17 protein-coding genes are annotated in these 25706 nt (G+C 70.6%); all 17 read right to left on the reverse strand.

All coding sequences use genetic code 11. The features are described 5' to 3' along the window. Positions 1-75 precede the first annotated feature (75 nt). The 17 genes from AB0H86_RS14130 to AB0H86_RS14210 all read right to left on the reverse strand — a co-directional run bounded on the left by AB0H86_RS14130 (position 76) and on the right by AB0H86_RS14210 (position 25658). Positions 76-1299: a glycosyltransferase family 2 protein gene (locus tag AB0H86_RS14130; RefSeq protein WP_362436966.1), complete on the reverse strand. Its 1224-nt coding sequence runs from the start codon at positions 1297-1299 to the stop codon at positions 76-78. Positions 1300-1567: 268 nt separating this feature from the next. Beyond that, positions 1568-3700, reverse strand: a complete 2133-nt coding sequence (locus AB0H86_RS14135; protein WP_362436968.1) for a hypothetical protein — start codon at positions 3698-3700, stop codon at positions 1568-1570. A gap of 157 nt (positions 3701-3857) precedes the next feature. Next, the gene (locus tag AB0H86_RS14140) at positions 3858-5357 is read right to left on the reverse strand and encodes a bifunctional cytidylyltransferase/SDR family oxidoreductase (protein WP_362436970.1); all 1500 of its coding nucleotides are present in this window, start codon (positions 5355-5357) and stop codon (positions 3858-3860) included. A 223-nt stretch (positions 5358-5580) separates the two neighbouring features. Further along, positions 5581-6774: a hypothetical protein gene (locus AB0H86_RS14145; protein WP_362436972.1), complete on the reverse strand. Its 1194-nt coding sequence runs from the start codon at positions 6772-6774 to the stop codon at positions 5581-5583. Positions 6775-6916: 142 nt separating this feature from the next. Next, positions 6917-8467, reverse strand: coding sequence for an alkaline phosphatase D family protein (locus tag AB0H86_RS14150; RefSeq protein WP_362436974.1), 1551 nt, complete (start codon positions 8465-8467; stop codon positions 6917-6919). A 274-nt stretch (positions 8468-8741) separates the two neighbouring features. Then, positions 8742-10238: an FG-GAP-like repeat-containing protein gene (locus AB0H86_RS14155; protein ID WP_362436976.1), complete on the reverse strand. Its 1497-nt coding sequence runs from the start codon at positions 10236-10238 to the stop codon at positions 8742-8744. A 135-nt stretch (positions 10239-10373) separates the two neighbouring features. Next, the gene (locus AB0H86_RS14160; RefSeq protein ID WP_362436978.1) at positions 10374-11807 is read right to left on the reverse strand and encodes an FG-GAP-like repeat-containing protein; all 1434 of its coding nucleotides are present in this window, start codon (positions 11805-11807) and stop codon (positions 10374-10376) included. Between the two features lie 156 nt (positions 11808-11963). Further along, positions 11964-13400 carry a GTPase ObgE gene (gene obgE / locus AB0H86_RS14165; protein ID WP_362436980.1) on the reverse strand — a complete coding sequence of 479 codons (1437 nt, stop codon included), beginning with the start codon at positions 13398-13400 and terminating at the stop codon, positions 11964-11966. A 104-nt stretch (positions 13401-13504) separates the two neighbouring features. Next, positions 13505-13759, reverse strand: a complete 255-nt coding sequence (rpmA, locus tag AB0H86_RS14170) for a 50S ribosomal protein L27 (RefSeq protein ID WP_356769802.1) — start codon at positions 13757-13759, stop codon at positions 13505-13507. A gap of 14 nt (positions 13760-13773) precedes the next feature. Further along, a complete protein-coding gene (gene rplU, locus AB0H86_RS14175; protein WP_030601628.1) occupies positions 13774-14094 on the reverse strand; it encodes a 50S ribosomal protein L21 in 321 nt (106 codons plus the stop codon). A 221-nt stretch (positions 14095-14315) separates the two neighbouring features. Further along, positions 14316-14909 (reverse strand): dTDP-4-dehydrorhamnose 3,5-epimerase, encoded by a 594-nt coding sequence (gene rfbC, locus AB0H86_RS14180; protein ID WP_362436982.1) that lies wholly within the window; start codon positions 14907-14909, stop codon positions 14316-14318. Positions 14910-14919: 10 nt separating this feature from the next. Further along, positions 14920-16905, reverse strand: coding sequence for a glycosyltransferase (locus AB0H86_RS14185; RefSeq protein WP_362436984.1), 1986 nt, complete (start codon positions 16903-16905; stop codon positions 14920-14922). Continuing rightward, positions 16902-17825: a dTDP-4-dehydrorhamnose reductase gene (rfbD, locus tag AB0H86_RS14190; RefSeq protein ID WP_362436986.1), complete on the reverse strand. Its 924-nt coding sequence runs from the start codon at positions 17823-17825 to the stop codon at positions 16902-16904. Before rfbD ends, AB0H86_RS14185 begins: the two co-directional genes overlap by 4 nt. Before the next feature lie 207 nt (positions 17826-18032). Then, complete coding sequence (gene rfbB / locus AB0H86_RS14195) at positions 18033-19049, reverse strand: dTDP-glucose 4,6-dehydratase (RefSeq protein WP_362436988.1); 1017 nt, start codon at positions 19047-19049, stop codon at positions 18033-18035. Further along, positions 19046-20113, reverse strand: coding sequence for a glucose-1-phosphate thymidylyltransferase (locus tag AB0H86_RS14200; RefSeq protein ID WP_362436990.1), 1068 nt, complete (start codon positions 20111-20113; stop codon positions 19046-19048). The genes rfbB and AB0H86_RS14200 overlap by 4 nt, the downstream gene beginning before the upstream one ends. 221 nt (positions 20114-20334) lie before the next feature. Next, complete coding sequence (locus tag AB0H86_RS14205; protein WP_362436992.1) at positions 20335-24624, reverse strand: Rne/Rng family ribonuclease; 4290 nt, start codon at positions 24622-24624, stop codon at positions 20335-20337. A gap of 269 nt (positions 24625-24893) precedes the next feature. Beyond that, positions 24894-25658 (reverse strand): TIGR03936 family radical SAM-associated protein, encoded by a 765-nt coding sequence (locus AB0H86_RS14210; RefSeq protein ID WP_362436994.1) that lies wholly within the window; start codon positions 25656-25658, stop codon positions 24894-24896. Positions 25659-25706 lie beyond the last annotated feature (48 nt).

A 25706-nucleotide genomic window follows, 5' to 3' on the forward strand; every position in this document is an offset into this window, starting at 1 on the left:
GGACGCGCCCCGGCCCGCCCTCCTGGTGAAGCCGGACCGGCGCCCCGCCCGTGGGCGCCGGGCCCGCCCGGCGGGTCACGCGGCGGCGGCTCGTCCGCCTGACTCGCTCGGGCGGGTGGACAGGACCCGGCGGGCCTTGCGGGCCGCGCGGCGCACGAAGGAGTCGAGCGGGTCCTCCCGGTAGCCCGGGAAGACCCGGGCCTCGCCGGCTTCGGCGCGGTAGACCGAGTCGGGTATGCCCGCCCCGGTGTCGCGGAAGTAGGGGTAGACCAGGTAGAGGCGGCGGCCCTTCCTCTCCAGGACGGCGGGGGCCTGCGTCTTGGCGCGGACGAACTTCACGACCTCCTCCAGGAGTTCGGGCCGCCCGGCCGCCACCAGGTGCAGCCGCAGCCGCTCGTGGACCTTGAGCCGGCGGGCGATGTCGTCGTTCCAGTACGCGTCCATCAGCGGCTTCGCCAGTTCGAACTTGCGCCGCCGCACCTCTTCGCTGTCCTTGAGGAACTGCGGGCCGAACTGCGGCAGCAGCGTGACGACGAAGGGGCGGATCATGAGTGAGTCCCGCTGCGGCCCCGGGGGAAGCAACTCCGCGAGGAGGGTCATCAGGGCGCGCGCGGAGTCGAAGCGCAGGCTGTAACCCCCGCTCTTCGTCACGTGTTTGCCGTCGTCACGGCCCACCAGGTAGTAGCAGGTGTAGTCGGCGAGGACGGAGACGCCGTCCGCCCGCAGATACGCCTCCATCGTGAACAGCGCGTCCTCGCCGGTCCACAGGGACTCGTCGAACCGCATGCCGTGACGTTCCAGCAACTCACGGCGGAACAGCTTCTGCGCGCTCAGCGTGAACTTGATGTTGGAGGAGAAGACGTCGGTGCGCCCCACCGTCTTGCCCCACATCGACTTCGGCGCACCGCGGTTGACGCCCTCGACCTTTCCGAGGACGACGTCCGTGCCGTTCTCGTCGGCCAGGGCGACCATCCGCTCCAGGGCCTCGGGACCGAGCCGGTCGTCGGCGTCGAGGAAGAAGACGTAGCGTCCGGCCGCCTTGCCGAGGCCTACGTTGCGCGGGCCGCTCGGGCCGCCGGAGTTGTCCTGCCGGATCACGGTGACCGGCATCGGGGCGCGGGCCGCGAACTCTTCCAGGTACTCCCCCGTACCGTCCTTCGAACCGTCGTCGACGGCGATGACCTCGATACGCGTCCGGTCGATGGTCTGGGCCTCCACGGATGCCAGGCACTCGACCAGATACGGCATCGCTTCGTACGCCCCGATGACCACAGTCACATCAGGCTGCGCAATGGTCACTCTTCCCCCTAATCACGAAAATTTCCCCCGTATCACCTCACTGGCAACCTGCTAGACGGATGGCCACAGGAAGCGGTTGCCTCTCCACCGGGCTTTCGTGATCCAGTTCACATGGTGAATGGACAGGTGCGGGGGTAGGGATGGACGTTTTCTGACACCCCTACATACGCGGCTGGGCCCGGTTTTCGAGGATCACTCCTCGAAAACCGGGCCCAGCCGTCAAAGACGTCGGATCAGCGCGCCGTCACGCTGTCACACCGTCAGGCCCTCATGCCGTCACGCCGTCCGCCTCCCCGGTCGTCGACGTCCGCGGTGCGAGCATCGCGTCGGCCAGTCCCTCCTCGGCCCCGGCCGCTCCGGCCGCCGCCCGTGACTCCTGGCCGACATTGCGCGTCTCGGCCTTGATCGCGAGGTTCGCCACCGCGGTGTTGAACTGCTCGATGGAGGTCGGCTCGTCCGGGCCCAGCAGATACTGCTTCAGCTCGCCCCGGTCCTCGGCCAGCGGATCGGCGTCGGGGGCGCGGACCGCGTCCAGCAGTTCGCCCAGCTCGGCCGCGCTGTTGGACAGGATCACCGCGGCGCGCACCGCCGTGTTCTGCCGCTTGAACTCCTCCACACCCAGCTCCGCGGAGTCCGTGACCGCGTACGGCTTGCCGCTCGCGATGAAGTCGGAGACCACGCTGGAGATGTCGGAGACCATCGCGTCGGAGACGTTGAAGCAGTCGTACAGGCGCGGCTGGGCGCCCTTGATGACCCGGTGCTCCCAGGCCGGGAAGGAACGCCAGTACGCGTCGTTCCACTCGGCCCGCAGCCGGGCGATCTCCTCGTGCTTCTTGACGTCGACCAGGCCGTCACGGGTGGCCTCGGCCTCGTCGCCCTTCTCGTCGCGGCCGCCGACCAGCTCGGCGATCCGGGCGTCTATGCGGGCCAGGTCCGCCTTGGCCTTCGTCTGGGAGGCCGCGTCGACGGTGAAGCGCGGGTCGACGGCCCGATCGGCGGCGGCCTTCGCGACCAGGGCGATGATCCGCTGGTGGGCGACCTTGGCCAGGGCGCTGCGGGTGCCGGTGAAGGGGTGCGGCTTGTACAGGACACGGACCGGCGGGTCGGCGTTGACCAGCTGCTTCACGATGTTCTCGCCGGCCAGCAGGATGGAGGTGTTGCCGGGGTTGTCGTCCCAGCCCTCCCAGGTGGGCGCGTACAGGACCGTGGGGCAGCCTCCGTCGGCGGCGCTGCCGGGCGCCTCGCTCCCGCCCTGCCAGATCTGGATCGGCGCCAGCTGCGGGCGGCCGACCTCGACGATGTCGTCGTCGCGGACACCGACGTCGGCGATGGCGTAGCGGTCGCGGCCCGCGCGGCCCGCGGTCCACACCTCGTCGTAGACCTTGCTGAACGGGTTGACGCTGGCCAGCTTGTCGCTGTCGCCGTGGCCGATGAAGACGTGCTTCATGGTGGGCGCCCGCAGCAGGTGGATGTTCTTGCCGACGTTCGCCGCGTACAGCGCGACCCGCACGGTCGACAGGTCCATGTTCATCAGGTGCACCCCTCCGGGCACGCAGACGACAGGGACCGTGGTGGGCGCCAGGTTCTGCAGGCCGGACCGCTCACGCAGGATGATCAGCGGCCTGGAGTCCAGCTGCTCCATGGTCTCCAGCCACATGTTGACCTGGTAGGCGGAGTCCCTGGAACCGGAGAAGTACAGCACCGTCTCGGGCCGGTACTCGGCCAGCCAGCCGTCCACCGCGGCCAGCACCTTCTCCGCGTTCGGCGGGACCTTGCGGCCGCGCACGTACGGCATCAGCGCGAGGACGTAGAGGGTGCCGACGACCAGCGTGACGCCGATGCCGATGAAACCGGCCAGGGCCGAGTCCAGCTGCGCGGACACGAGTATGCCGATCACGGCCGCGAGGTCGAGGTGGAGCATCTTCTCGGCGGAGCGGTCCAGCAGGCGCTTCGGCGGGGCGTCCGGGATGCGGATGCGGGCGGCCAGGTCGACGTTGCGGGTGGCGACCGGCATCCGCCGCCGGTTGCGGATCAGGGTCACCAGAGCGCCGTGCGGGGCCTGGAGGCCGTAGAACGCGATGAAGCAGGCCGTCGCTCCGTAGAAGACCAGGCTGTCCGAGAGGTCGAGCCGGGCCAGCAACAGGATCAGCAGGAGTTGCCTGATCAGGAAGCGGATCGACAGCCCCGCGCGCACCTTGCTGAGGCGGTTGATCAGATAGCTGCCCTTGCGGTGCAGATAGTGATCCGCCAGGTACGTCACGGCGGTCGCGGCCGCGAAGGCGGGCACGCTCGGAACGAGCGCGGCCAGCATGAGGGCGGGGTAGCCCGCGATCATGAGGACCGCCGCGGCCAGCTCGGCCGCGCTGCCGACCCGGGCGACGCGAATAGCGGTGGATATCACGGAGAACCTGCTCTGGGAGGGGTGCCGGTTGCCATTGCCGAAAAGGTCCGGAAAACGAATGGTGAAGACTCCGGGATTTTACGGCTCAGGCCCCTGCGAATGCACCGTGAACGGGCAGCCGCAGAGGCCTGAACAACAGAGGACTATTTGCCGTTGATTATGCCACGCCGTCCTGGCGATCCAGGACACTGGCCAGGGCCGCCTCGAAGCCGGAGGCCTGACCGGCCGCCGCCGTCGGGTCCTGCTGGCGGACGTCGATGACGTGACCGGTCAGCTCGGAGAGCAGCACGTCGAGCGAGGTACGGGCGACCGCCTCGGAGGACAGCAGGCTCCCCGTCGGCTCCTGGCCGAAGGCCTTGGTGCGCATCGGGGTGGCGGTGCGCTCCGGGTTCACACAGTTCACCCGGATGCCGTCACCGGCCCACTCGTCGGACAGGGCCTGGGTGAGGTTCACCATGGCGGCCTTGGTGGAGGAGTAGAGGCTGTACTCGGCGCGGCCGCGGGTGTAGCTGCTGGAGGTGTACAGCAGCAGCTGCCCCTTGGTCTCGGCGAGGTACTTGTAGGACGAACGGGCGATCTGCACCGGGGCCAGGTAGTTGACCTTCAGCGCTTCCTCGATGGTCGCGTTGTCGGTCTCGGCCAGCTTGCCGATGCGCAGCACGCCCGCGGTGTTGACGACGTAGTCGATGCGCCCGGTCTCGCCGTACGCCTTGGACAGCGCGTCGTCGACCTCCTCCGGGTTCTCGACGTGGGTACCGGTGGTGGAGCGGCCGAGCGCGTACACCTTGGCGCCGTAGGACTCGGCGAGTTCCGCGATGTCCTTGCCGATGCCGTACGAACCGCCGAAGACGACGACCGTCTTGCCGGTCAGCAGCTCGTGGTAGAGCTCCTCGCCCTTCTGCTCGGGCGTGGCGGTGGAGGCGAGTTGGAACAGCTTGTCGGCGATGAAGACGTCGACCGGCTGAGTGACCTTCATGTTGTACTCGTCGCCCGCCACGACGTGGATCGGCACGTCCGGCAGGTACTTGAGTACGACCGAGCAGTCGTCCGTGGCCTGAAAGTTGGGGTCGCCGGCCGCGACCTCGTAGGCCCGCTTGATCGTGGACAGCTTGAACGCCTGGGGCGTCTGGCCGCGGCGCAGCCGGGAGCGGTCCGGGATCTCGGTGATGAACTCGCCGTCGTCACCGTGCGTGCGCGTGACGATGATGGTGTCCGCGGACGGGATGGCGACGTCGACGGCCTGGAAGCGCTCCAGGGCGATGACGCAGTCGTCGATGACGCGCCGCGACAGCAGGGGGCGTACGGCGTCGTGGAACAGGACGTTGCGGTCCTCGCCGTCCGCCAGCCCCTCGCCCAGGGCGGCGATGGCGCGCTCGGTCGTCTCGTTGCGGGTGGTACCGCCCTCGATGACCTTCTTGACCTTCTTGAACCCCGCCTTGGCGACGATCTTCTCGATGTCCGGCACATAGCCCGGCGCCATCAGCACGATGATGTCGTCGATCGAGTCGGCCTTCTCGAAGGTGGTCAGGGTGTGCTCGATGACTGCCTTGCCGGCGATCTTCAGCAGCTGCTTGGGGATCGACAGACCCACGCGCTGGCCGGTGCCGCCGGCCAGGATCACTGCGGTGTTACGGGGCTTGGCTATGTGCTGTGACACAGGTTGACCTACCTTGGGGCGACAGGGAACGTGGAAATGGTCCCACTCAGGGTTACCGCAGTGCAAGGTGAGCGCCGTTCACTGCATATGCGCGCGCAACCCGACATTCATCTTGCACTGCTGGTGATTGAGTGAGTCCGTTCCGCCGGACGGGTGACGGCCCGGGAATTGCTGTGAGTAACTCCACAGGCGTCCGCCATTGCGGAGCGTAACACCCGCCGCCTCAATGTCGTCGCAGCTTCCGCAGGCAACGGTGGCCCAGCACCCGAACGAGTTCCTTGGACGGGGTCTGGTGAACCGTGCGCGCCTTGGTGGGCGTGGTGTGTCCGATCGGTGCCGCCGCGGCCGCCGCGAGCACGCCGTAGAGCGCCTGGGCGGCGACCTCGGGAGCGATCAGGGGGCCCTCGGGCTCCGGCGTCGCGGTCTCCCCGGCGGGCTTCGGCACGGCGGACAGCAGCGCCGGATCACCCAGGACGCGCACACCCGTCGAGCCGATCCGCTCGGCCATCTGGGTGCCGATTCCGGCGGCGGCCTCCAGAGCCCACCGCGGGGTGCCGATCTTCACGTCGTGCGGGCCGGGATGGCAGGCGTTCTTCATGTGCATCACGGCGCCGTATCGCACGAGCTGGGAATAGAGCTCGTCGGGGAGTCCATTACCGCGGAATTCCTTGTTAAGATTCCGCAGCATTTCGGTCTCGGCGAGGGTAAGGGAACGATTCGCCGCGTCCGGAACCGGTTGCAGGAGATTCTCAGGCAGTCCGAGAAGTCGCTCGAAGGTGCGCATCAGCCCGCCGCGGTCGCGGTCGTCGACCACCACGACGGTGACCCGCTCCGGCCCGACCACCCGGACCCAGCGCTCCACGAGCCGGTCATGCCGGTGCCGGCGCCAGAAGCTGGGGTTGGGCTGCTCGTACGGGGCCTTGAGGAGCATGTGCTCCAGCCACTCCTCGTAACCCATCCGCAGGCCGTTCTGCACGTACTGCTGCCACTGCGAGGGCATGATCCGCGCCAGCGGGCGCAGGGTGACCACAATGTGCGCCCGGTCGCCTCCGAGGTCCGCCACGACCCGGGCGACGGTCTCGTGGTCCGGGGCGTCGGCGAAGAACTCGCTGCTGATCACGCAGGTGTGCCGGCCGCTGGCGCGCACCTGCTCCACGAGCCGCTGCCAATGCCGCTCGGTGGGCCGGACATCGCCCATCATGCCCGGGCGGGCGCACGCGGCGAGGACGGCTTCCATGGGGTGGCGGGTGGCGGCCGGGAAGGCGACGCCGTGCTCGGCCATCGCCTCCTTCGCCGCGAACAGCGCGCTCTGGATGGCGGTCGTGCCGGTCTTGTGCGGGCCTATGTGCAGCAGCCGGGTGCCGGTGGGCAGCGGGGCGATCACCGGTTCGTCGTGTCTCGTACAGTCCGTCTCCATGGTCAGAGGACGGTAAGAGGATTGCCTGAGACTGTGCTGAGAGAGACCTGGGACACAGATGAGTCCCAGGCTCCCGTCACACAGGTTTCATGAATCCGGGCCACACAACAGGTCCATCCGGGTCACACCGGACGGGTCCGGGTCACACCGGACGGACGCCGGGCCTTCCCGCGTCGACCCGCAGCCTGGCCAGCGTGCTGGGCGTGGACTGGGGCTTGAGCACCGTGTCGACGACCCGGACCCGCGCGTCGATGCGGTCGCGGCGGATGTCGAAGAGGTGGTAGCCGCGGTGGGCGTCGAGCAGCTTCCAGTGCGGGTTGTCCGCCATGCGCGGGTCCCACTCCTTGTGGAAGGCCGCCTGGTCCTGGTCGCCGTTGCTGGAGATGGAGGTACCGACGAACTCGGCGCCGACGGTCGCGGACTTCGCGTTCGCGTAGTCCTCCTTGAGGTCGCTGATCATCGTCAGATGCCGGTCGCCGCTGAGCACGACCGGGTTGCGGACGCTCTTGAACTCCTCCAGCAGGGCGTTGCGTTCGGCCTGGTAGCCGTCCCAGGCGTCGTAGTACCAGAGCTTGCCCTCGCCGATCTGGAGGTCCGTCTCGGCCATCATGATCTGCGACGCGATCAGGTTCCAGCGGGCCGGCGAGCGGTGCAGCCCGTCGAGGAGCCACCTCTCCTGCTGGGCGCCCAGCATGGTCAGGCTCGGGTCCTGGGCGCCGGTCTGACTGGTCGCCTGGTCGCTGCGGAACTGCCGGGTGTCCAGCACGTTGAGCCGGACCAGGCGGCCGAACTCCAGGCGGCGGTGCATCCGGATGTGCGGCCCGTTCGGCACCGCCGTGGCGCGCACCGGCATGTGCTCGTAGTACGCCTGGTAGGCCGCGGTCAGCCGGGCCACGAACGCGTCGTGGGACTGCTTGTCCGGGTCCTGCGGGATGTCGCCGGCGAAGTCGTTGTCGACCTCGTGGTCGTCGAAGCTGACCACGAAGGGCGCGTTGGCGTGCATCTCCGCGAGGTCGGGGTCGCCGCGGTACTGGGCGTACCGGTTGCGGTACTGGGTGAGGCTGTACGGCTCACCGGTGCCCTCGTGTCGCCGGACGGCCGTCGCCGAGGGCGTCGACTCGTAGATGTAGTCGCCGACGAACAGGACCACGTCGGGGTCCTGGGCCAGCATGTCGGCGTATGGCGTGAAATAGCCGTGCTGCCAGTTCTGGCAGGAGGCGAGCGCGACCCTCAGGCTGTCGCCTGAGCTGGTCGCGGCGGGGGCGGTACGGGTGCGTCCGGTGCGCGAGAGCTGGCCCGCGGCACGGAAGCGGTACCAGTACGTACGGCCCGCACGCAGACCCCGTACATCAACGTGAACGCTGTGCCCGTACGTGGGCCGGGCCTGGGTGGTGCCGCGGCGGGCGACCTTTTTGAAGCGCTCGTCCTCGGCGACCTCCCACCGCACCGGCACCGTGGCGTCCGGCATGCCGCCGCCGTTCAGCGGGTCGGGAGCGAGTCGCGTCCAGATCACCACGCCGTCCGGCAGCGGATCGCCGGAGGCGACACCGAGGCTGAACACCCCGTCGGGGAGCTTGGTCTCGGCCGCTCGGGCGGTCCCCGGCAGCCACAGCTGCGCGGAGGCCGCGGCGCCGAGTACGGCGGCGCCACCAGTCAGGAATCTGCGTCGGTCGGGCGATACTGCTCCGGTCATCGGGCGAACTCCCCTGCCTCGCTTGCCTCGTGGACATTTGGAAGCTGGCCTGTCGGGCGGTCCGCCCGCTGAACACAGGCCTTCGCGTGCATGACAGATAGGAAGACAACGGAAGACCCGTTGCGACACGGGAACCACACGGTGAACGTTAGTTGGTCGCAACGGGTCTTACGAGTCGTCAGTTGACGTTTCGCCGGGCTAAGTTCAGCCAAAAGGCCGGTCCGGTTCGCCGGGTTTGTTCAGTCCCCCGGGTGTGTCCGTCGGTGTGATCCGCTCAGTTGGCGAACCCCGAGCCGAGCCGTGCGTTCGCCGCGACGGTGCCGAGGGTGCCGGCGCCGAAGGTGAACGAGCCCGTCGCCGTGATGCCGGACGCCGTCGCCGGGAACGCCCACACCGATCCGGCGTTCGCGTTCTCACCGGTGGCGCCGACCGCGAGTTCGGCGCGGCCGTCGTGGTTGGCGTCCAGGAGACGGGCGGTCCGGCCGAAGAGGTCGGCGTTCTCCGCCGCGCCGGGCACGCCCTCGGTGTCCTGGCTGAAGGACTGGGTGCCGGTGCCGGTCAGACCACCGGCGGTGCCGCGCAGCACGACCGCGCTGCCGGCGTTGGTGATCCCGTCGAAGTCCTCGCCGGGCACGCCCGCCGCGACGTCCGCGTAGCCGTCGCCGTTGACGTCGGCGACCGACACGTCGGAGCCGAAGGCGTCGCCCTGCTCGGCGGCGCCCGGGACACCGGGGCTGTCCTGGTTGAGGTAGGTCGCCTTCGCGCCCGCGGGACCGTTCGCGCTGCCGGGCACGACGGCGATCCGGCCGCCCTTGGGGATCGGCGTCATGAGGTCGCTGTCGTAGCCGTCGTTGCGGCCCACGACGATGTCGTCGTAGCCGTCCGCGTTCACGTCGCCGAGGTCGACGGACTCGCCGCCCTGCAGCCGCTGACCGTCGGCGCCCGCGACCCACACGCCCTGCTTGAGGCCGTCCGGCGTGCCCTGCCAGTAGGTGATGCGGCGGGCGTCGTACTCGTCACCGTCGTGCATGGTCCCGACGACGTCGTCGACGCCGTCGCCGTTCACGTCACCGGTGGCCAGGTCCAGAAAACGCGGGTCGGAGTCGTCCTGGACGATCTGCTCGCCGCCGTTGGTGGCGCCGTCCCGCCCGAACGGGCCCTTGACGACCCGGAGTTTGTAGTTCTCCTCGACGGCCACCAGGTCCGCCGCGCCGTCACCGTCGACATCGCCGACCGTGAGCGCGCCGTGCGAGCCGAGTTCAGCCCACGAGCCCTCGTTGTTGCGGCCGGTGGCCAGCGAGGAGCTCGCCGAGAGCCCCTGGGCGCCGCCCCATATGACCTGCACATAGCCGGAGTTGACGCCCCCGGACTCGGTGTCCTCGCCGCCGGCGCCGACGACCAGGTCCGCGTAGCCGTCCTGGTCCAGGTCGGCGGTCGCGAGCGCGCTGCCGAACTGGTCGTCCGTCTCGGCGGCGCCCGGGACGCCCGCCGTGTTCTGGCTGAACACCTGCTTGGTCGAGGTCTTCAGCCCGTTCGCCGAGCCGTACAGCACGGCCACGTATCCGGCCTTCGTCTTGCCGTCGACGGTCGCCTCGGGCGCGGCCACCGCGAGGTCCGCGTAGCCGTCGCCGTTGAAGTCGTCCTGCGGCCGGGACACGGCGGAGGCGGTTGCGGAGGCGGTGTCGGCGGCGGCCACCGGGGCGATGACGGCCGTGGTGACGGTGACCGCGGCCGCGAGTGCGAGCCCTCGGCCGATCCTGCGCTTGCTCATGGTGCTCCTGTGATCGGGTGGTACGAGTGGGGGGATGCCTGGTGGGACCGCGCGGCGGGGGTGCACGCGGGCGCGCGGTGCCGACACGCGACGGGTCTACGGAGGGGCAGGGGCCGCACGCCCCGGGTGCGGGACTCAGCGCGGGAACTCGTCGCCGAGCCGGGCACCGTCCGCGACCGTGCCGAGGGTGCCCGCGCCGAAGGAGAAGGAACCGTCCGCCGTGGCCCCGGCGGCACCGGAGCGCAGCACCCAGACCGCACCGGCGTACGCGTTCTCGGCGATCGCCGCCACGACCGGCTCCGCTCTGCCGTCACCGTCGCCATCGACGAGGGTGGTGTTCTCGCCGAAGCGGTCGCCCTGCTCGGCGGCGCCCGGCACCTTGGCGCTGTTCTGACCGAACACCTTGGTGCCGGCGCCGGTCGGCCCGTTCGGCCCGCCGGGGACGACGGCGAAGGTCCCGGCCTGCTTCAGCCCGTCGAGGGCCTCGTACGGGTCGCCGGCCAGGATGTCCCCGTAACCGTCGCCGTCGACGTCGCCGACCGAGACGTCGTAACCGAAGGCGTCCTCCGGCTCGTCGACGCCTGGCACACCGGGGCTGTCCTGGGTGATCACGCGGGGCGCCCGGGACGCGGCGGGGCCGTTCGCGGTGCCGTCGATGACGTCGAGCGAGTCGCCGCCCACGACGATGTCCGCGCGGTGGTCGCCGTTGACGTCGCCGAGGGCCAGAGAAAGACCGGCGCCGATCCGCTCGCCCCGCGGGTCCCGCAGGACGACGGGGGGTTGGAGGCCGTCGCGGCCGCCGCGCACGTAGAGCAGGTGGTCGCCGCGGTCGCCCTCGTCGTCCGGGTCGTAGGAGCGGGCGTGGGTGACGAGGTCGGTGATGCCGTCGCCGTCCACGTCACCGGCCACGAAGTCGGCCAACTCGATGTCGCCGTCGACGAGTTCGGTGTCGGTGCGGGCGGAGGCGGGCAGACCGTCCCGGCCGAACGGTCCGTACTGCACGAGACCGGGCTTGAGCAGGTCCTGGTGTCCGTCGCCGTCGAAGTCTCCGGTGACCGTGACCCCGCCCTGGTACGGGCCGCTGCCCACGGCGGGCAGGACCTTCCCGGAGCTGAAGCCGCCACTGGCGCCCCACAGCACGGTCCGGTCGCCCTGCCGTGCGATGCCGCCCTGCTCCCACTGCTCGTTGCCGGACTCGACCACCAGATCGGAGAATCCGTCCCCGTCCAGGTCGGCCGCGGTCAGCTCGGAACCGAAGAGGTCGTCCGCCTCCGGCGTGCCGGGTATTCCGGCGGAGGCCTGCGTGTACACCTTCTTGGAGGCGGCCTTGAGCCCGCTCGCCGACCCGTACAGCACGGCGACGTACCCGGCTCCGGCCTTGCCGCTCACCGTCGCGTGGGGAGCGGCGACGGCGAGGTCCTCGTAACCGTCGCCGTTGAAGTCCTGCCGCAGGCCCGGCTCCGCCTCGGCCGCCTGGGCGACCGGCGACCCGGTGGCGCCGACCGCCAGCAGGGCGAGGGCGACCATGAGGGCACGTCGGCCGCCGCGGGAAGGAACAGGCTCGGGCACGTCGACTCCGGCTGTCGAAGGGCAGTTGACCGCGGAGAGTTTTTCAAGATCCTCATCCGCACTGCCCACTACGACGAGCCGGAGCGACGGTTGGTTGCCCTTCCGTATGCCGAAATTTTTCCTGGAGTTAACTCGTCCTGTCGGCGTGCCGTGCGACTAGAACGGCTCGAAGTCGTCGAACTCCTTCGTCGCCTCGTCCCGCTCCGCCTGCTTGTCGCGGCGTCGCTGCGTGGCGGGCCGGGGCTCCTCCAAGCGGTGGTCCTCGCCACGGCGGCCGAGCATCTCGGCGCCGGCCATCATCGTCGGCTCCCAGTCGAAGACGACCGCGTTGTCCTCGGGGCCGATCGCGACGCCGTCGCCGGACCGGGCGCCCGCCTTCATCAACTCCGCTTCCACACCGAGGCGGTTGAGCCGGTCGGCGAGATAGCCGACGGCCTCGTCGTTGCTGAAGTCGGTCTGCCGCACCCAGCGTTCGGGCTTCTCGCCGCGCACGCGGAACAGGTTCTCGTCCTCGGGCGTGACGGTGAAGCCGGCGTCGTCCACGGCCTTGGGCCGGATGACGATCCGGGTCGCCTCCTCCGTGGGCTTGGCGGCCCGCGACTTGGCGACCAGCTCGGCCAGGCCGAACGACAGCTCCTTCAGGCCCATGTGCGCCACGGCCGACACCTCGAAGACCCGGTAGCCGCGCGCCTCCAGGTCCGGCCGCACCAACTCGGCGAGGTCCTTGCCGTCCGGTACATCGATCTTGTTCAGGACGACGATGCGGGGGCGGTTGTCGAGGCCGCCGTACTCGCGCAGCTCGGCCTCGATGATGTCCAGGTCGGAGACCGGGTCGCGGTCGGACTCCAGGGTCGCCGTGTCCAGTACGTGCACGAGCACACTGCACCGCTCCACGTGCCGCAGGAACTCCAGGCCGAGCCCCTTGCCCTGGCTGGCGCCCGGGATGAGTCCGGGCACGTCGGCGATCGTGTAGACGGTCGAGCCGGCCGTGACGACGCCCAGGTTGGGCACCAGGGTGGTGAACGGGTAGTCCGCGATCTTCGGCTTGGCGGCGCTCAGCACGGAGATGAGGGACGACTTGCCGGCGCTCGGGTAGCCCACCAGCGCCACATCGGCGACGGTCTTCAGCTCCAGGACGATGTCCTGCAGGCCACCCGGCTCGCCGAGCAGCGCGAACCCGGGCGCCTTGCGGCGGGCGGAGGCCAGCGCCGCGTTGCCGAGCCCGCCCCGGCCGCCCTGCGCGGGGACGTACGACGTCCCGTGGCCGACCATGTCGGCGAGCACGTTGCCCGCCTTGTCCATGATGACGGTGCCGTCCGGGACCGGCAGCACCAGGTCCTGGCCGTCCTTGCCAGAGCGGTTGCCGCCCTCGCCGGGCTTGCCGCTGGTGGCCTTGCGGTGCGGGGAGTGGTGGTAGTCGAGCAGCGTGGTGACGGACTGGTCGACGGTGAGGATCACGTCGCCGCCGCGTCCGCCGTTGCCGCCGTCGGGCCCGCCCAGCGGCTTGAATTTCTCACGGTGGACGGAGGCACAGCCGTGACCTCCGCTACCCGCGGCGACGTGCAGCTCGACGCGGTCCACGAAGGTGGTCATGGGATGTGCCTCCAGTTACGTACGGAATTGTTCTTGGATCAACACGCGAAAGGCGGACCCGCTTCCCGTGAGGGAAGTGAGGTCCGCCTCGCGAAAGCTTCCGATCAGGCGACCGGAACGATGTTCACGACCTTGCGGCCACGGTGGGTGCCGAACTGCACCGAACCGGGGAGCAGGGCGAACAGCGTGTCGTCGCCGCCACGGCCGACGCCCGCGCCGGGGTGGAAGTGGGTGCCGCGCTGGCGGACCAGGATCTCACCCGCGTTGACGACCTGACCGCCGAAGCGCTTCACGCCGAGGCGCTGAGCGTTGGAGTCACGACCGTTACGGGTGGACGATGCGCCCTTCTTATGTGCCATCTCTCCTCAGTCCCTTACTTCGCAGCCGCGGGGATCTCAGTGACCTTGATCGCCGTGTACTGCTGGCGGTGGCCCTGACGACGGCGGTAGCCGGTCTTGTTCTTGTAGCGAAGGATGTCGATCTTCACACCCTTGTGGTGGTCCACGACCTCGGCCTGGACCTTGATGCCGGCCAGCACCCACGGGTCGCTGGTCACAGCCTCGCCGTCGACAACGAGCAGGGTCGAGAGCTCGACCGTGTCGCCAACCTTGGCAGTGGAAATCTTGTCAACCTCAACGATGTCGCCGACAGCAACCTTGTGCTGTCGACCACCGCTGCGCACGATGGCGTACACGCGGGTCTCACTCTCTCGCTCGGGAACGGCACCCCCGCAGTCCAGCCACCCGGCACGCGAACGGCCTCTCCGGAGCACCCAGTGCCCTGGAGGATGAGGTTTACGGGGATGTGGCACGTCTAGGGACACGCCGACGGTCCAGGTTACGGGGACGGGGCCGAAGGGGTCAAACCAGGCCTGGGTACGCGGGTGTGCGGCCGGTCGTAACCGGAGGCCCCGGTTCAGCCGCCGAGGCTCTCCCGGTAGGCCACGCACTCCTCGTAGGAGGGCAGCAGGCCCTGTTCGCGGGCCTCGGCCAGGGTCGGCGCCTGCTCGTCCTTGGCGGAGAGCTGCGGGGTGAGGTCCGCGGGCCAGTCGATGCCGAGGGCCGGGTCGAGCGGGTGGATGCCGTGCTCCCGCTCGGGCGCGTAGCCCTCGGAGCAGAGGTAGACCACGGTGGCGTCCTCGGTGAGCGCCATGAAGCCGTGCCCGAGGCCCTCGGAGAGGTAGACCGCGTGGTGGTCCTGGTCGTCCAGCCTGGCCGCCTCCCACTGGCCGAAGGTGGGCGAGCCGGTCCGGATGTCCACGATCACGTCGAGGACCGCGCCGCGCACACACTTGACGTACTTGGCCTGGCCGGGCGGCACGTCGGCGAAGTGGATGCCGCGCAGGGTGCCCCGGCTGGAGACGGACATGTTGGCCTGGGCCAGGCTGAACGGGTGGCCGGCCGCCTCGGCGAAGACCGGGGCCTTGAACCACTCGTGGAAGCTGCCCCGGCCGTCGGGGAAGACCTTCGGTTCGTGCACCCAGGCGCCGGAAATCGAAAGAGGTCGCATCTCGGGGTCCTCAGCTCTTCTTCTGCTGGTTGGTCAGGGCACGCTTGAGGCGCCCGGCGGCCCGGCGCCACAACGGACGCGGCGGGGCGGCCTGTTGCACGGCGGGCTTGGCCGAGGGGGTGTGCCGGTCGATCACCTTGGCGGTGCCGTCGGCGTCCACCACCACGTCGATCGGGAGCCGGGTCCAGTGTGCCCCGCCACGGGCAGGGGACGGCACACCGATCCGGACCGCCCAGCGGTTCACGGTGAGCTTCTCCAGCGGCAGCGGGGCGCTCACGGTACGGCCGTCCACCACGGCGTCGGCGGGGAACTTGCCCACGTTCTTGCGCTCGAAGCGCAGCAGCACCGGGTCCGAGGTGTCCGCCGTGACGTGCAGCGGCAGCGGGAGCCGGACGGTCGCGCCGTCGACCACGGCCGCGGCCGGGTTCATCAGCGCCACCGCCTCGCGCTCCAGCTTGCCGGTGTGCTGGTCGACGTCGAGGGAGAGATTGCCCGGCCCGTCGGTCCAGTACGGCAGGACCAGCCGTCTCGGCTCACCGGTGAGCGCGGCCAGGCGCCCGGCCTCCACGTCCTCGCCGCGTACGGCGCCGAGCCGGGTCTCCTTGCTCCAGCCGCAGGACTTGATGCGCAGGTGCAGGTCCCAGATGCCCTTGGTCAGGGGAGCGCCCGCGGCCGCGGTCTCCGGGTCGAGCACGGCACGGCCGGTGATCCGCCACCGGAAGGAGTCGCTTCCGGTGTCCAGCCGGTGCGGTTCGCTGCCCAGCGGGAGGTAGTACTGGGTGGCGTCCTCGCGGTGCCGGACCACCAGGTCCACGTCGCTGTCGTCCACCGGGGCGTCCAGGGTGACGCCCTGAGCGACCAGCGCCTCCAGCGCCTTCTCGGACAGCGGCAGGCCGAGCAGATCGCGGTCGCCGTCCCGGCGGAACGTCATCGGGGCGCCGTCGACCTCGTACTCGGCGCTGAAGCCGATGTTCAGGGTGCCGTTCTCCCAGGCCAGGGAGGTCAGGCTGCCGGTGGGCCTGATCCCGGCCTCCCAGTGGGCGAGTGCGCGGACGTCCTGGTAGAGGTCGGCGGAGATCAGACCGGCGACCACCCGCTGGGTAGGGCCGACACAGGCGAGGACTCCTGGTCCGAAGCGTTCGGTGACGACGCCGCGGATCTCGCGGTAGAGCTCCTCGGCATAGTCCTCGGGGAGGTTGAGCAGTCGGTTGCCGCGCAGCCGCTCGACCATCTCGACACGCAGCCAGCGGCTGTAGAGGCTGTCGCGCAGCGGACCCGGCTCGGTGAGTCGCTCGACCACGTCGAGGGCCTCGCGGAGGTTGCCGAAGTAGCCGACCGGGTCGAAGCGCTGGAAGCCGGCGTTGGAGCCGTCGTCCCGGGCGATGTGGTAGTAGCACAGGTAGTCGCCGAGGACGGCGACGCTCTTCGCCCGGAGATACGCCTCGACGACGAAGACGTGGTCCTCCAGTCGTCTGCGGCCCTCCTTGAAGCGGATGTCGTGCTCGTTCAGGAACTCCCGGCGGAACATCTTGTGCGGGGTGAGGCTGTCGATCAGCGGCGCGTTCTCCACCGTGGCGTGCGGCTGGTTGACCCGGAACAGCTCCTGCGGGACCGGGCGGCCGATGCCCGCCATCTTGCCGACGACCACGTCGGCGTCGTTCGCCTTGCCGTAGTCGTACATCCGCTCCAGGGCCTCGTCGCCGAGCCAGTCGTCGTGGTCGACGAACATCACGTACTCGCCCTGGGCGGCCGCGATGCCGGTGTTGCGGGGGCGGCCGGACCAGCCGGAGGACTCCTGGTGGATGACATGGAGATGGGGGTGCTCGGCCGCCAGCTGGTCCAGGCGGGCGGGCGTCTCGTCGGTGGAGCCGTCGTCGACGAAGAAGACCTCGAACTCGCCGGGGGCGAGGCTCTGCCGCAGCACGGACGAGACGCAGTCCTCGACGTACTTGCCGGGGTTGTAGACCGCGATGACGACGCTGACCTTGACCGTCACGCCGGATTCTCCTTCGTCTGGACCCGGTGGATCTCCGGGAATGCCTCGGTGAGGGCCGCGCGCCAGCCGCGCAGCGGCTCGATACCGGCCGCGCGGAAGCGGTCGTGGCCGAGGACGCTGTAGGTCGGTCGGGGGGCGGGGCGGGTGAAGGCCGCGCTGGTGGTGGGGCGGACCCGGTCCGAGTCGGTGCCGAGGAGGCGGAAGATCTCCCGCGTGAGGCCGTACCAGGTGGTCTCGCCGGAGCTGGTGCCGTGGTAGACCCCGGCCGGGGCGGTGCCGGTCAGGGCTCCGCGGCCCAGTGCGAGCAGCAGACCGGCCAGGTCGGCGCTCCAGGTGGGCTGGCCGCGCTGGTCGTCGACGACGTCCAGGGTCTCCCGCTCGCCCGCCAGACGGATCATGGTGCGGACGAAGTTGGGGCCGCCCGCGCCGTACAGCCAGGCCGTGCGGACCACGTAGCCGCGCTCCGGGAGGGTCTTCAGGACGGCCTGCTCGCCGGCGAGCTTGGTGCGGCCGTAGGCGCTGCGCGGCGCGGTGGGGGCGTCCTCGGCGTACGGCGTGGTGGCGTCGCCGGCGAAGACATAGTCGGTGGAGACGTGGAGCAGGACGGCGCCGGTACGGGCGCAGGCGTCCGCGAGGTGGGCCGGGCCGTCGCCGTTGATCGCGTGTGCCTCGTCCTCGCGAGTCTCGGCGTCGTCCACGGCGGTCCAGGCCGCGCAGTTGACGACCACCGCGGGGCGGTGACGCTCCAGGGCCTGCCGTACGGCCGCGGGGTCGGTGAGGTCCAGGGCCGCGCGGTCCAGCGCGACGGACGGCTCGCCCTCGGCGGCCAGCCCGGCCAGCACATCCCGGCCGAGCATGCCGCCCGCTCCGGTGACCAGCCAGCCGGCCGGGGCGCTTGCCTGTTCCCGTATCGGATTCATGCCTTTTCTTGTCCTCTGAGCCGGATGGCGTGTGCAGGATGGCGTGTGCATGGTGGCGCGTGCTGAGTGGCGCGTGCTGAGTGGCGCGTGTTCGGTTGTGTTTGGCCGGTTGTGTGCTCGGTGGCGTGGGCCGCCGTCGGCGTCCCGGGCGTGGAACGCCTGAGCGGGCCCGGGGCGGACCCGGGCCCGGAGAGCGGGGCGGCGGCTTCAGTTCAGGGCCGCGCGCTCCTTCAGCGGCTCCCACCAGGCCCGGTTGTCGCGGTACCACTTGACCGTCTCGGCCAGGCCCTGTTCGAAGCTCTTGCGGGGCTCGTAGCCGAGTTCCTCGCGGATCTTCGTGCAGTCGACGGAGTAGCGGCGGTCGTGGCCCTTGCGGTCCTCGACGTACTCGACGCTGGTCTCCCAGTCGGCGCCGCACGCCTTGAGCAGCAGCCCGGTGAGCTCCTTGTTGGAGAGCTCGGTGCCGCCGCCGATGTTGTAGACCTCGCCCGCGCGGCCCTTGGTGCGGACCAGGTCGATGCCCTGGACGTGGTCGTCGATGTGCAGCCAGTCGCGGACGTTGCCGCCGTCGCCGTACAGCGGGACCTTCTTGCCGTCGAGGAGGTTGGTGACGAAGAGCGGGATGACCTTCTCGGGGAAGTGGTGGTGCCCGTAGTTGTTGGAGCAGCGGGTGACGCGGACGTCCAGGCCGTGGGTGCGGTGGTACGACAGCGCGATCAGGTCACTGGAGGCCTTCGCCGAGGAATAGGGCGAGTTGGGCTCCAGCGGGTGGGTCTCGGGCCAGGAGCCCTCGTCGATGGAGCCGTACACCTCGTCGGTGGAAATGTGCACGAAGGTCTTGATGCCGGCCCGGTGCGCCGCGTCGATGAGCGTGTGCGTGCCGACCACGTTCGTGCGGACGAACTCCGCGCCCCCGTCGATGGAGCGGTCGACATGCGACTCGGCGGCGAAGTGCACGACCTCGTCGTGCTCGGCCATCAGCTTGCCGACCAGTTCGGGGTCGCAGATGTCACCCCGCACGAAGTCGAAGCGCGGGTGCGCGCGCACCTCGTCGAGGTTGGCCGGGTTGCCCGCGTACGTCAGCTTGTCCAGGACGGTGATCGCGACATCACCGGGGCCCTTTGGCCCGAGCAGCGTACGGACGTAGTGCGAGCCGATGAAGCCGGCACCGCCGGTCACGAGGATCCGGGTCGGGTGGGCCGTAGCGGCCGAAGGGGCGGTCATGAGGAGATCTGCACCTTGCTGTGATCACCGAGCACGAGCCGGTGGGCCTTGGGGTTACGGGGAGCGGGCGTCACCTCGACGTCACGCCCGATGAGCGAGGCCTCCACCCGGCGCACGCCGGTCACCGACGACCCTCGCAGCACGATGGAGTACTCGATCTCGCTGTCCTCGATCCGGCAGTCCTGCGAGACCGAGGTGTAGGGGCCGATGTACGCGTCGTTGACCACCGAGCCGGCACCGATGATCACCGGTCCGACGATCCGGCTGCCGCTGACCCGGGCGCCCGCCTCGATGCGCACCCGGCCGATGATCTCGCTGCCCTCGTCCGCCGTGCCCTCGTTCACCGCCTGCACGGTCTCCAGGACGGACCGGTTGACCTCCAGCATGTCGGTGACGTTGCCGGTGTCCTTCCAGTAGCCGGAGATGGTGGTGGAGCGGACGTCACGCCCCGCGTCGATCAGCCACTGGATGGCGTGCGTGATCTCCAGCTCGCCGCGCCAGGAAGGCTCGATGGAGCGGACGGCCTCGTGAATGGCCGGGGTGAACAGATAGACGCCGACGAGTGCCAGATCGCTTTTCGGCTGCGCCGGCTTCTCCTCCAGGCCCACCACCCGGCCGTCGCCGTCGAGCTCCGCGACACCGAAGGAGGTGGGGTTGGGGACCTTGGTCAGCAGGATCTGCGCCTCGGGCCGCTCGACACGGAACCCGTCCACCAGACCGGTGATGCCACCGACGATGAAGTTGTCGCCGAGGTACATGACGAAGTCGTCGTCACCGAGGAAGTCCTGCGCGATGAGCACGGCGTGGGCGAGGCCCAGCGGCGCTTCCTGCGGAATGTAGGTGACCTTGATCCCGAAGAGGGAGCCGTCGCCCACCGCCTCGCGGATCTCGTCGGCGGTGTCGCCGACCACGATGCCGACCTCACTGATGCCTGCTTCGGCGATCGCTTCGAGGCCGTAGAAGAGCACGGGCTTGTTGGCGACCGGCACCAACTGCTTGGCCGAGGTGTGGGTGATCGGACGGAGGCGGGTGCCCGCTCCCCCGGAGAGCACGAGAGCCTTCACGTATTGCGCCCCAATACTGTTGGCTATGTAGGGATCGAAAATCCCAGCTTGTCTGAATTTAACGGCAATCTCGGCTCACATCATAACCGCCCGCCTGATCACCGGTTCACCTTTCATTCACACATTCGAGTGGTGGGCGATGGCTCGCGGGACCGAAAAGAACGTGATCCGCCCCCGGTCGTCGGACCGGGGGCGGATCAGGTTTTTCGTACGGCGGGGTGTCAGCCCTCGTCGGCAGCGCTGGAGACGGACCGGACCGGCTGCTGCTCGGCCGCCACGGTCTTCTTCGACGTCGCCTTCTTCGCGGCCGTCTTGGCGGTGGTGGTCTTCGCCGCCTTCTTGGCCGTCACCTTCTTGGCGACCGTCTTCTTGGCCGCGGTCTTCTTGGTGGCGGCCTTCTTCGCGGTGGCCTTCTTGGCCGTCTTACGGGCCGTCTTCTTGGCCGGAACGGCTTCCTCTGCGCCGGCTTCCTCTGCGGCCGATGCCTCGGCGCCGTCCTGCGCACCCGCTTGCGCACCGGCGTCCGTGCCGGTCTCCGCGGTGGCCGGGACGACCATCACGGCCGCTTCCTCGGACGCGGTGGACGCGGTGGCCTTCCGCACGGCGCGGCGCCGCGGCCGGGCCGGGGCACCGCTCTCGGCGGGCGCCTCGGCCGGGGCCTCGGACTGCTCGGCAGGCTGCGCGACCGGCGTCTCCTCCACCGGCGGCGCGGACTCGGCGACCGTCACCACGGCCGCTTCGGCTCCCGCGGGGGAACCGGCCGGCGCGGACACCTTGCGGGTGGCGCGGCGACGAGTACGGCCCTTGGGCGCGGCCTCCTCGGCGACCGGTGGCTCGGCCGGAGCCTCGACGACCGGGTCTTCGGCGGCCATGGGCCCGGCCTGTGCGACGGCGGCCTCCTGCGGCTGTACGGGACGCTCGACCTCTTCCTCGGCCGTCACGTCCTGAGCCGTCGGGACCTCGGCCCGCACGTCGGCCCTGGCCTCGGCCTTCGCCTCGTCCCGCCGGTCCGCGCGCCTGTCGTCCCGCTTCTCACCGCGGTTCGGGGCGCCCGCCGGGGCCGACGCCCGTCGGCTCGCCCGGCGCCGCGTGCGACCCCGACCGGCCGAGGCCTCCGCCTCGGCGACGCTGCTGTACAGCTCCTCGTCGGGCACGAACTCGGGCTCGGCCAGCGCCAGCGGCTCGGCGACCTCCGCGGCGACCTCGGCCTCGGTCTCGGTCTCGTCCAGGGCCTCGGCCGTGTCCACCTCGTGCTCGTGCGTCTGCCCGTCACCGCCGCGCCCGCGCTTGCGGCGCTTGCCGCCGCCACCGACGGAGCTCGGCTGCTCCATGTGCACGATGACACCGCGGCCGTTGCAGTGGACGCAGGTCTCGGAGAACGACTCCAACAGCCCCTGGCCGACCCGCTTGCGGGTCATCTGCACCAGCCCCAGCGAGGTCACCTCGGCGACCTGGTGCTTCGTACGGTCCCGGCCCAGGCACTCCAGCAGGCGCCGCAGCACCAGATCCCGGTTGGACTCCAGGACCATGTCGATGAAGTCGATCACGATGATGCCGCCGAGGTCGCGCAGCCTGAGCTGACGCACGATCTCCTCGGCCGCCTCCAGGTTGTTCCTGGTGACCGTCTCCTCCAGGTTGCCGCCCTGCCCGGTGAACTTGCCGGTGTTGACGTCGACGACGATCATCGCCTCGGTCCGGTCGATCACCAGCGAACCGCCGCTGGGCAGCCAGACCTTGCGGTCCAGCGCCTTGGCGAGCTGCTCGTCGATCCGGTACGTGGCGAAGACGTCGACCTCGGAGGTCCACCTGGACAGCCGGTCCGCGAGGTCGGGCGCGACATGCGCGACGTACCCGTGGATGGTCGACCAGGCCTCGTCGCCGCTGACGATGACCTTGGAGAAGTCCTCGTTGAAGATGTCCCGCACGACCCGGACGGTCATGTCCGGCTCGCCGTACAGCAGCGTCGGCGCGTTGCCGCCGTTCTTGGCCTTCTTCTGGATGTCCTCCCACTGCCCCTGCAGCCGTTCGACGTCACGGCGCAGCTCGTCCTCGCTCGCGCCCTCGGCGGCGGTGCGCACGATGACGCCCGCGTCCTCGGGGACGATCCTCTTGAGGATGGTCTTCAGCCGGGACCGCTCGGTGTCGGGCAGCTTGCGGCTGATGCCGGTCATCGAGCCCTCGGGCACATACACGAGGTAGCGGCCCGGCAGGGAGACCTGGCTGGTCAGACGGGCGCCCTTGTGTCCGATCGGGTCCTTCGTCACCTGGACGAGCACGGGCTGGCCGGACTTCAGGGCAGCCTCGATGCGGCGCGGCCCGTTGGCCATGCCGAGCGCCTCGAAGTTGACCTCACCGGCGTAGAGAACCGCGTTGCGGCCCTTGCCGATGTCGATGAAGGCGGCCTCCATCGACGGCAGCACGTTCTGGACCTTGCCCAGGTAGACGTTGCCGACGTACGAGGTGGCCTGCTCCTTGTTGACGTAGTGCTCGACGAGCACGCCGTCCTCCAGGACGCCGATCTGCGTGCGCTCACCGCTCTGCCGGACGACCATCACGCGCTCGACGGCCTCACGGCGGGCCAGGAACTCGGCCTCGGTGATGATCGGGACGCGGCGGCGGCCCTGCTCACGGCCTTCGCGGCGGCGCTGCTTCTTCGCCTCCAGACGGGTCGAGCCCTTGATGGACTGCACCTCATCGGACGGCTCGGTGGGCTTGCGCGGCTCCCGGACCTTGACGACCGTGCGCTCCGGGTCGCCGTCGCCCGGCTCGGCGTCGGTGGAGGAGTCACCGGAACGCCGACGGCGGCGCCGACGACGACGGCTGCTGCTGGAGCCGGCGCCACCGGAATCCTCGCGGTCCTCGGCGTCCTCGTCGTCGTCCTGCTCGGCGGTGTCCTCGGTGTCCTGTGCGTCGGCCGAGTCGTCCGCGTCGGCGTCGGCGTCCTGACCCTCACCGGACTCGGCGTCGGCGGAGTCGCCCCGACGACGGCGGCGGCCACCCCGACGGCGACGGCGGCGCGAGCCGGTCTCCTCGGTGTCGTCCCCGTCGACGCCGTCCTCGGCGGACTCCTCGGACTCCTCCGGCTCCTCCTCAACGGCGGTGTCGGCGGCGGCCCGGTCCTCGGACTCCTGCGCGGAGCCGGAGCCCCGGCGGCGACGCCGGCGCCGTCCCGCGCCCTGCTCCTCGGCGAACTCCTCGGCGGGCTGCTCGGTGTACTGCTCGCTCTCCTCGGCCGTGTCTGTCTCCACCACGGCGGCGGCTTCGGCGGCGGCCCGCTGCGGGGTCTGGAACTGCGGCTCGGTGAAGACGGGCGCCTGGAACACGGCGACGGCCGGCCGCTTGGGCCGACGCGGGGCGTCGTCCTCGGCGTCCTCGGCGGTCTCGCGGGTCTCGGCGGTCTTGCCTCCGGCCGAGTGCGCGGGCGCGGCGAAACCGGTCGCGGCCTTGCGTACGGCACGACGACGGCGACGCGGCGTGGCGTCCTCGGGCGCCTCGTCCGCGGCGGGAGCCTGGATCGCCTCGGCGCTTCCGCTCTCTACGGCGGCGGTCTCCGGCTCGGGCGCGGCGGCACTCGCCGCGGCCGACTCGGACGCGGCCGCCTCGGCGGCCTCGGGTGCGGAGACCCGACGGGTGGCCCGCCGACGCGAACGACGCGGAGCAGCCTCCTCGGCCTCGGCGGCGGTGTCGCCGTCCTTCGTCTCCGTCACGTCCGAGAGGTCCACCGGCTCCCCGGCGCTCTCGGCGGTCTCGACGGCCTGCGCCACCTCGACACTCTCGGCGCCGTCAACGACCTCGGCCGCCTTCGGTGCCCCGGCGGGCGCGGAAGCCCGACGTCCGGCCCGCCGACGCGTACGCCCGGCAGGCACGGCCTCCTCGGCCACGGGTTCCTGGACCACGGCCTCCTCGGCCACGGCGTCCGACGTCGCGGTGTCCTCGGTCCCGGCCTCAATGGCGGCCGGCGGGGGCGCGGACACCTGACGAGTGGCCCGTCGACGCGAACGACGCGGAGCGGCCTCCTCGGCCTCGGCGGCAGCCGGGCTCTCCCGCACGGTGTCCTCGGCGGACGCGGTCTGCTGGACGACGGTCACGGGTACGACGGTCTCGGCGACCTCGGCGGACGCGGGCGCCCCGGCGGGCGCGGAGGCCCGACGCGTGGCACGCCGACGCGGCCGCCCGGCGGGCGCGGCCTCGGCAGCGCCCTGAACCTCAGCGGTCTCACCGGTGCCACCGGCCTCGTCGGCCCCCGCGACGTCAGCCACAGCCACTGTCTCCTCGGCCTCAGCCGCCTCGGCACCCTCGATGCCCTCGGCGATCTTCTCGTCCTCGTCGGTCACGAGGTCCTCGGCCTGCGCGGCCGGTATGGCCGGCGCGACGGTCTCCGCCGGGGTTTCGGCGGTGCCGACCGGCGGACCCGCCGGTCGGGAAGCGGCACGGCGCCGACGACGCGGCGGCAGGGTGTCGCTGGGGGTGTTCGGTTCGGAACCCTCGGTGGGTTCGGTCGGTTCGAGCATGCGGGCTTGTCTCCCGTCAGGCTCCCGGGCGCCGCGCTGGTCCGGCGTCGATCATCTCGATCGCCGTTGACGTCCGCGGCTCGCGCGATGCGCGGTGCCGCCGTCCGGGGCGCGGGCGCCGCACGGGAGCTCTCTGTGTCCTGTCTCACCGGTTCCGTACACCGATTGCGTACGGCCTGGCGAAAGTCTTGTGGTCGGTGCGCTGCCCGACCCAGGTGGCTCCCGAGTCCGAGGGCGGCGCTACGACGTGTCCCTACGCGGAACCTTCCTTACGCCGACGCCGTCGCGGCGGCAGCGGGAGCGGCCATGGATGGGGCCGTCACTGCCTCGCGGTCAGGCGCGAGCGGGTCGGTCACCGTGCCGGTCTCTTCATCGAACAGCCCCTGCGCCAGCCTGGTCACCGCTGCGGGGACCGGCGGCGCCAGGTCGGCCACGGCGCGAAGACCGGACAGGACGTCGTCGGGTCGTACGGCAGGCGTCACGTGCCGAACAACCAGGCGCAGTATCGCACAGGGCTGGTCGGTAGGCCTATCAGCCTGGGAACTGTGTGTTTCGAGCTGGACCACCGCCGGGCGCGCGTCGAAGGTCCGCAGGCCGTTCTTGGTCCGGCGCTGGACCTCGACAGCCTCGGCGGCGTTGAAGCCCGCCACCGCACGCTCGGCCTCGGCCGGGTCCACCCCGTCCAGCCGCAGCTCCCATACGGAAGCCGTGAGCCGGTCGGCGAGCCCCGAGGTCCGTGCCTCGACGGCGTCGATGACATCGAGCCCCGTGGGCATCGACTCGTCGAGCAGGGCTCTCAGACGCTCCGGATCACGCGCCGCGGTGAGCGCGATCTCCAGATACTCCGCCTCACTGCCCGTGCCGGTGGGTGCGGCATTGGCGTACGACACCTTCGGGTGCGGCGTGAACCCCGCCGAGTACGCCATCGGCACCTCGGCACGGCGCAACGCACGCTCGAAGGCGCGCTGGAAGTCACGGTGGCTGGTGAACCGGAGGCGGCCGCGCTTGGTGTAGCGCAGTCGGATGCGCTGCACCGCGGGTGCGGGCGGCGGGCCTTCGGGCTGTCGCTTGCCCAGTGTCGT

Origin of the sequence: Streptomyces sp. NPDC050997 (genome assembly GCF_040660135.1) — a bacterium.
In the GTDB taxonomy this organism is placed as follows: Bacteria; Actinomycetota; Actinomycetes; order Streptomycetales; family Streptomycetaceae; genus Streptomyces.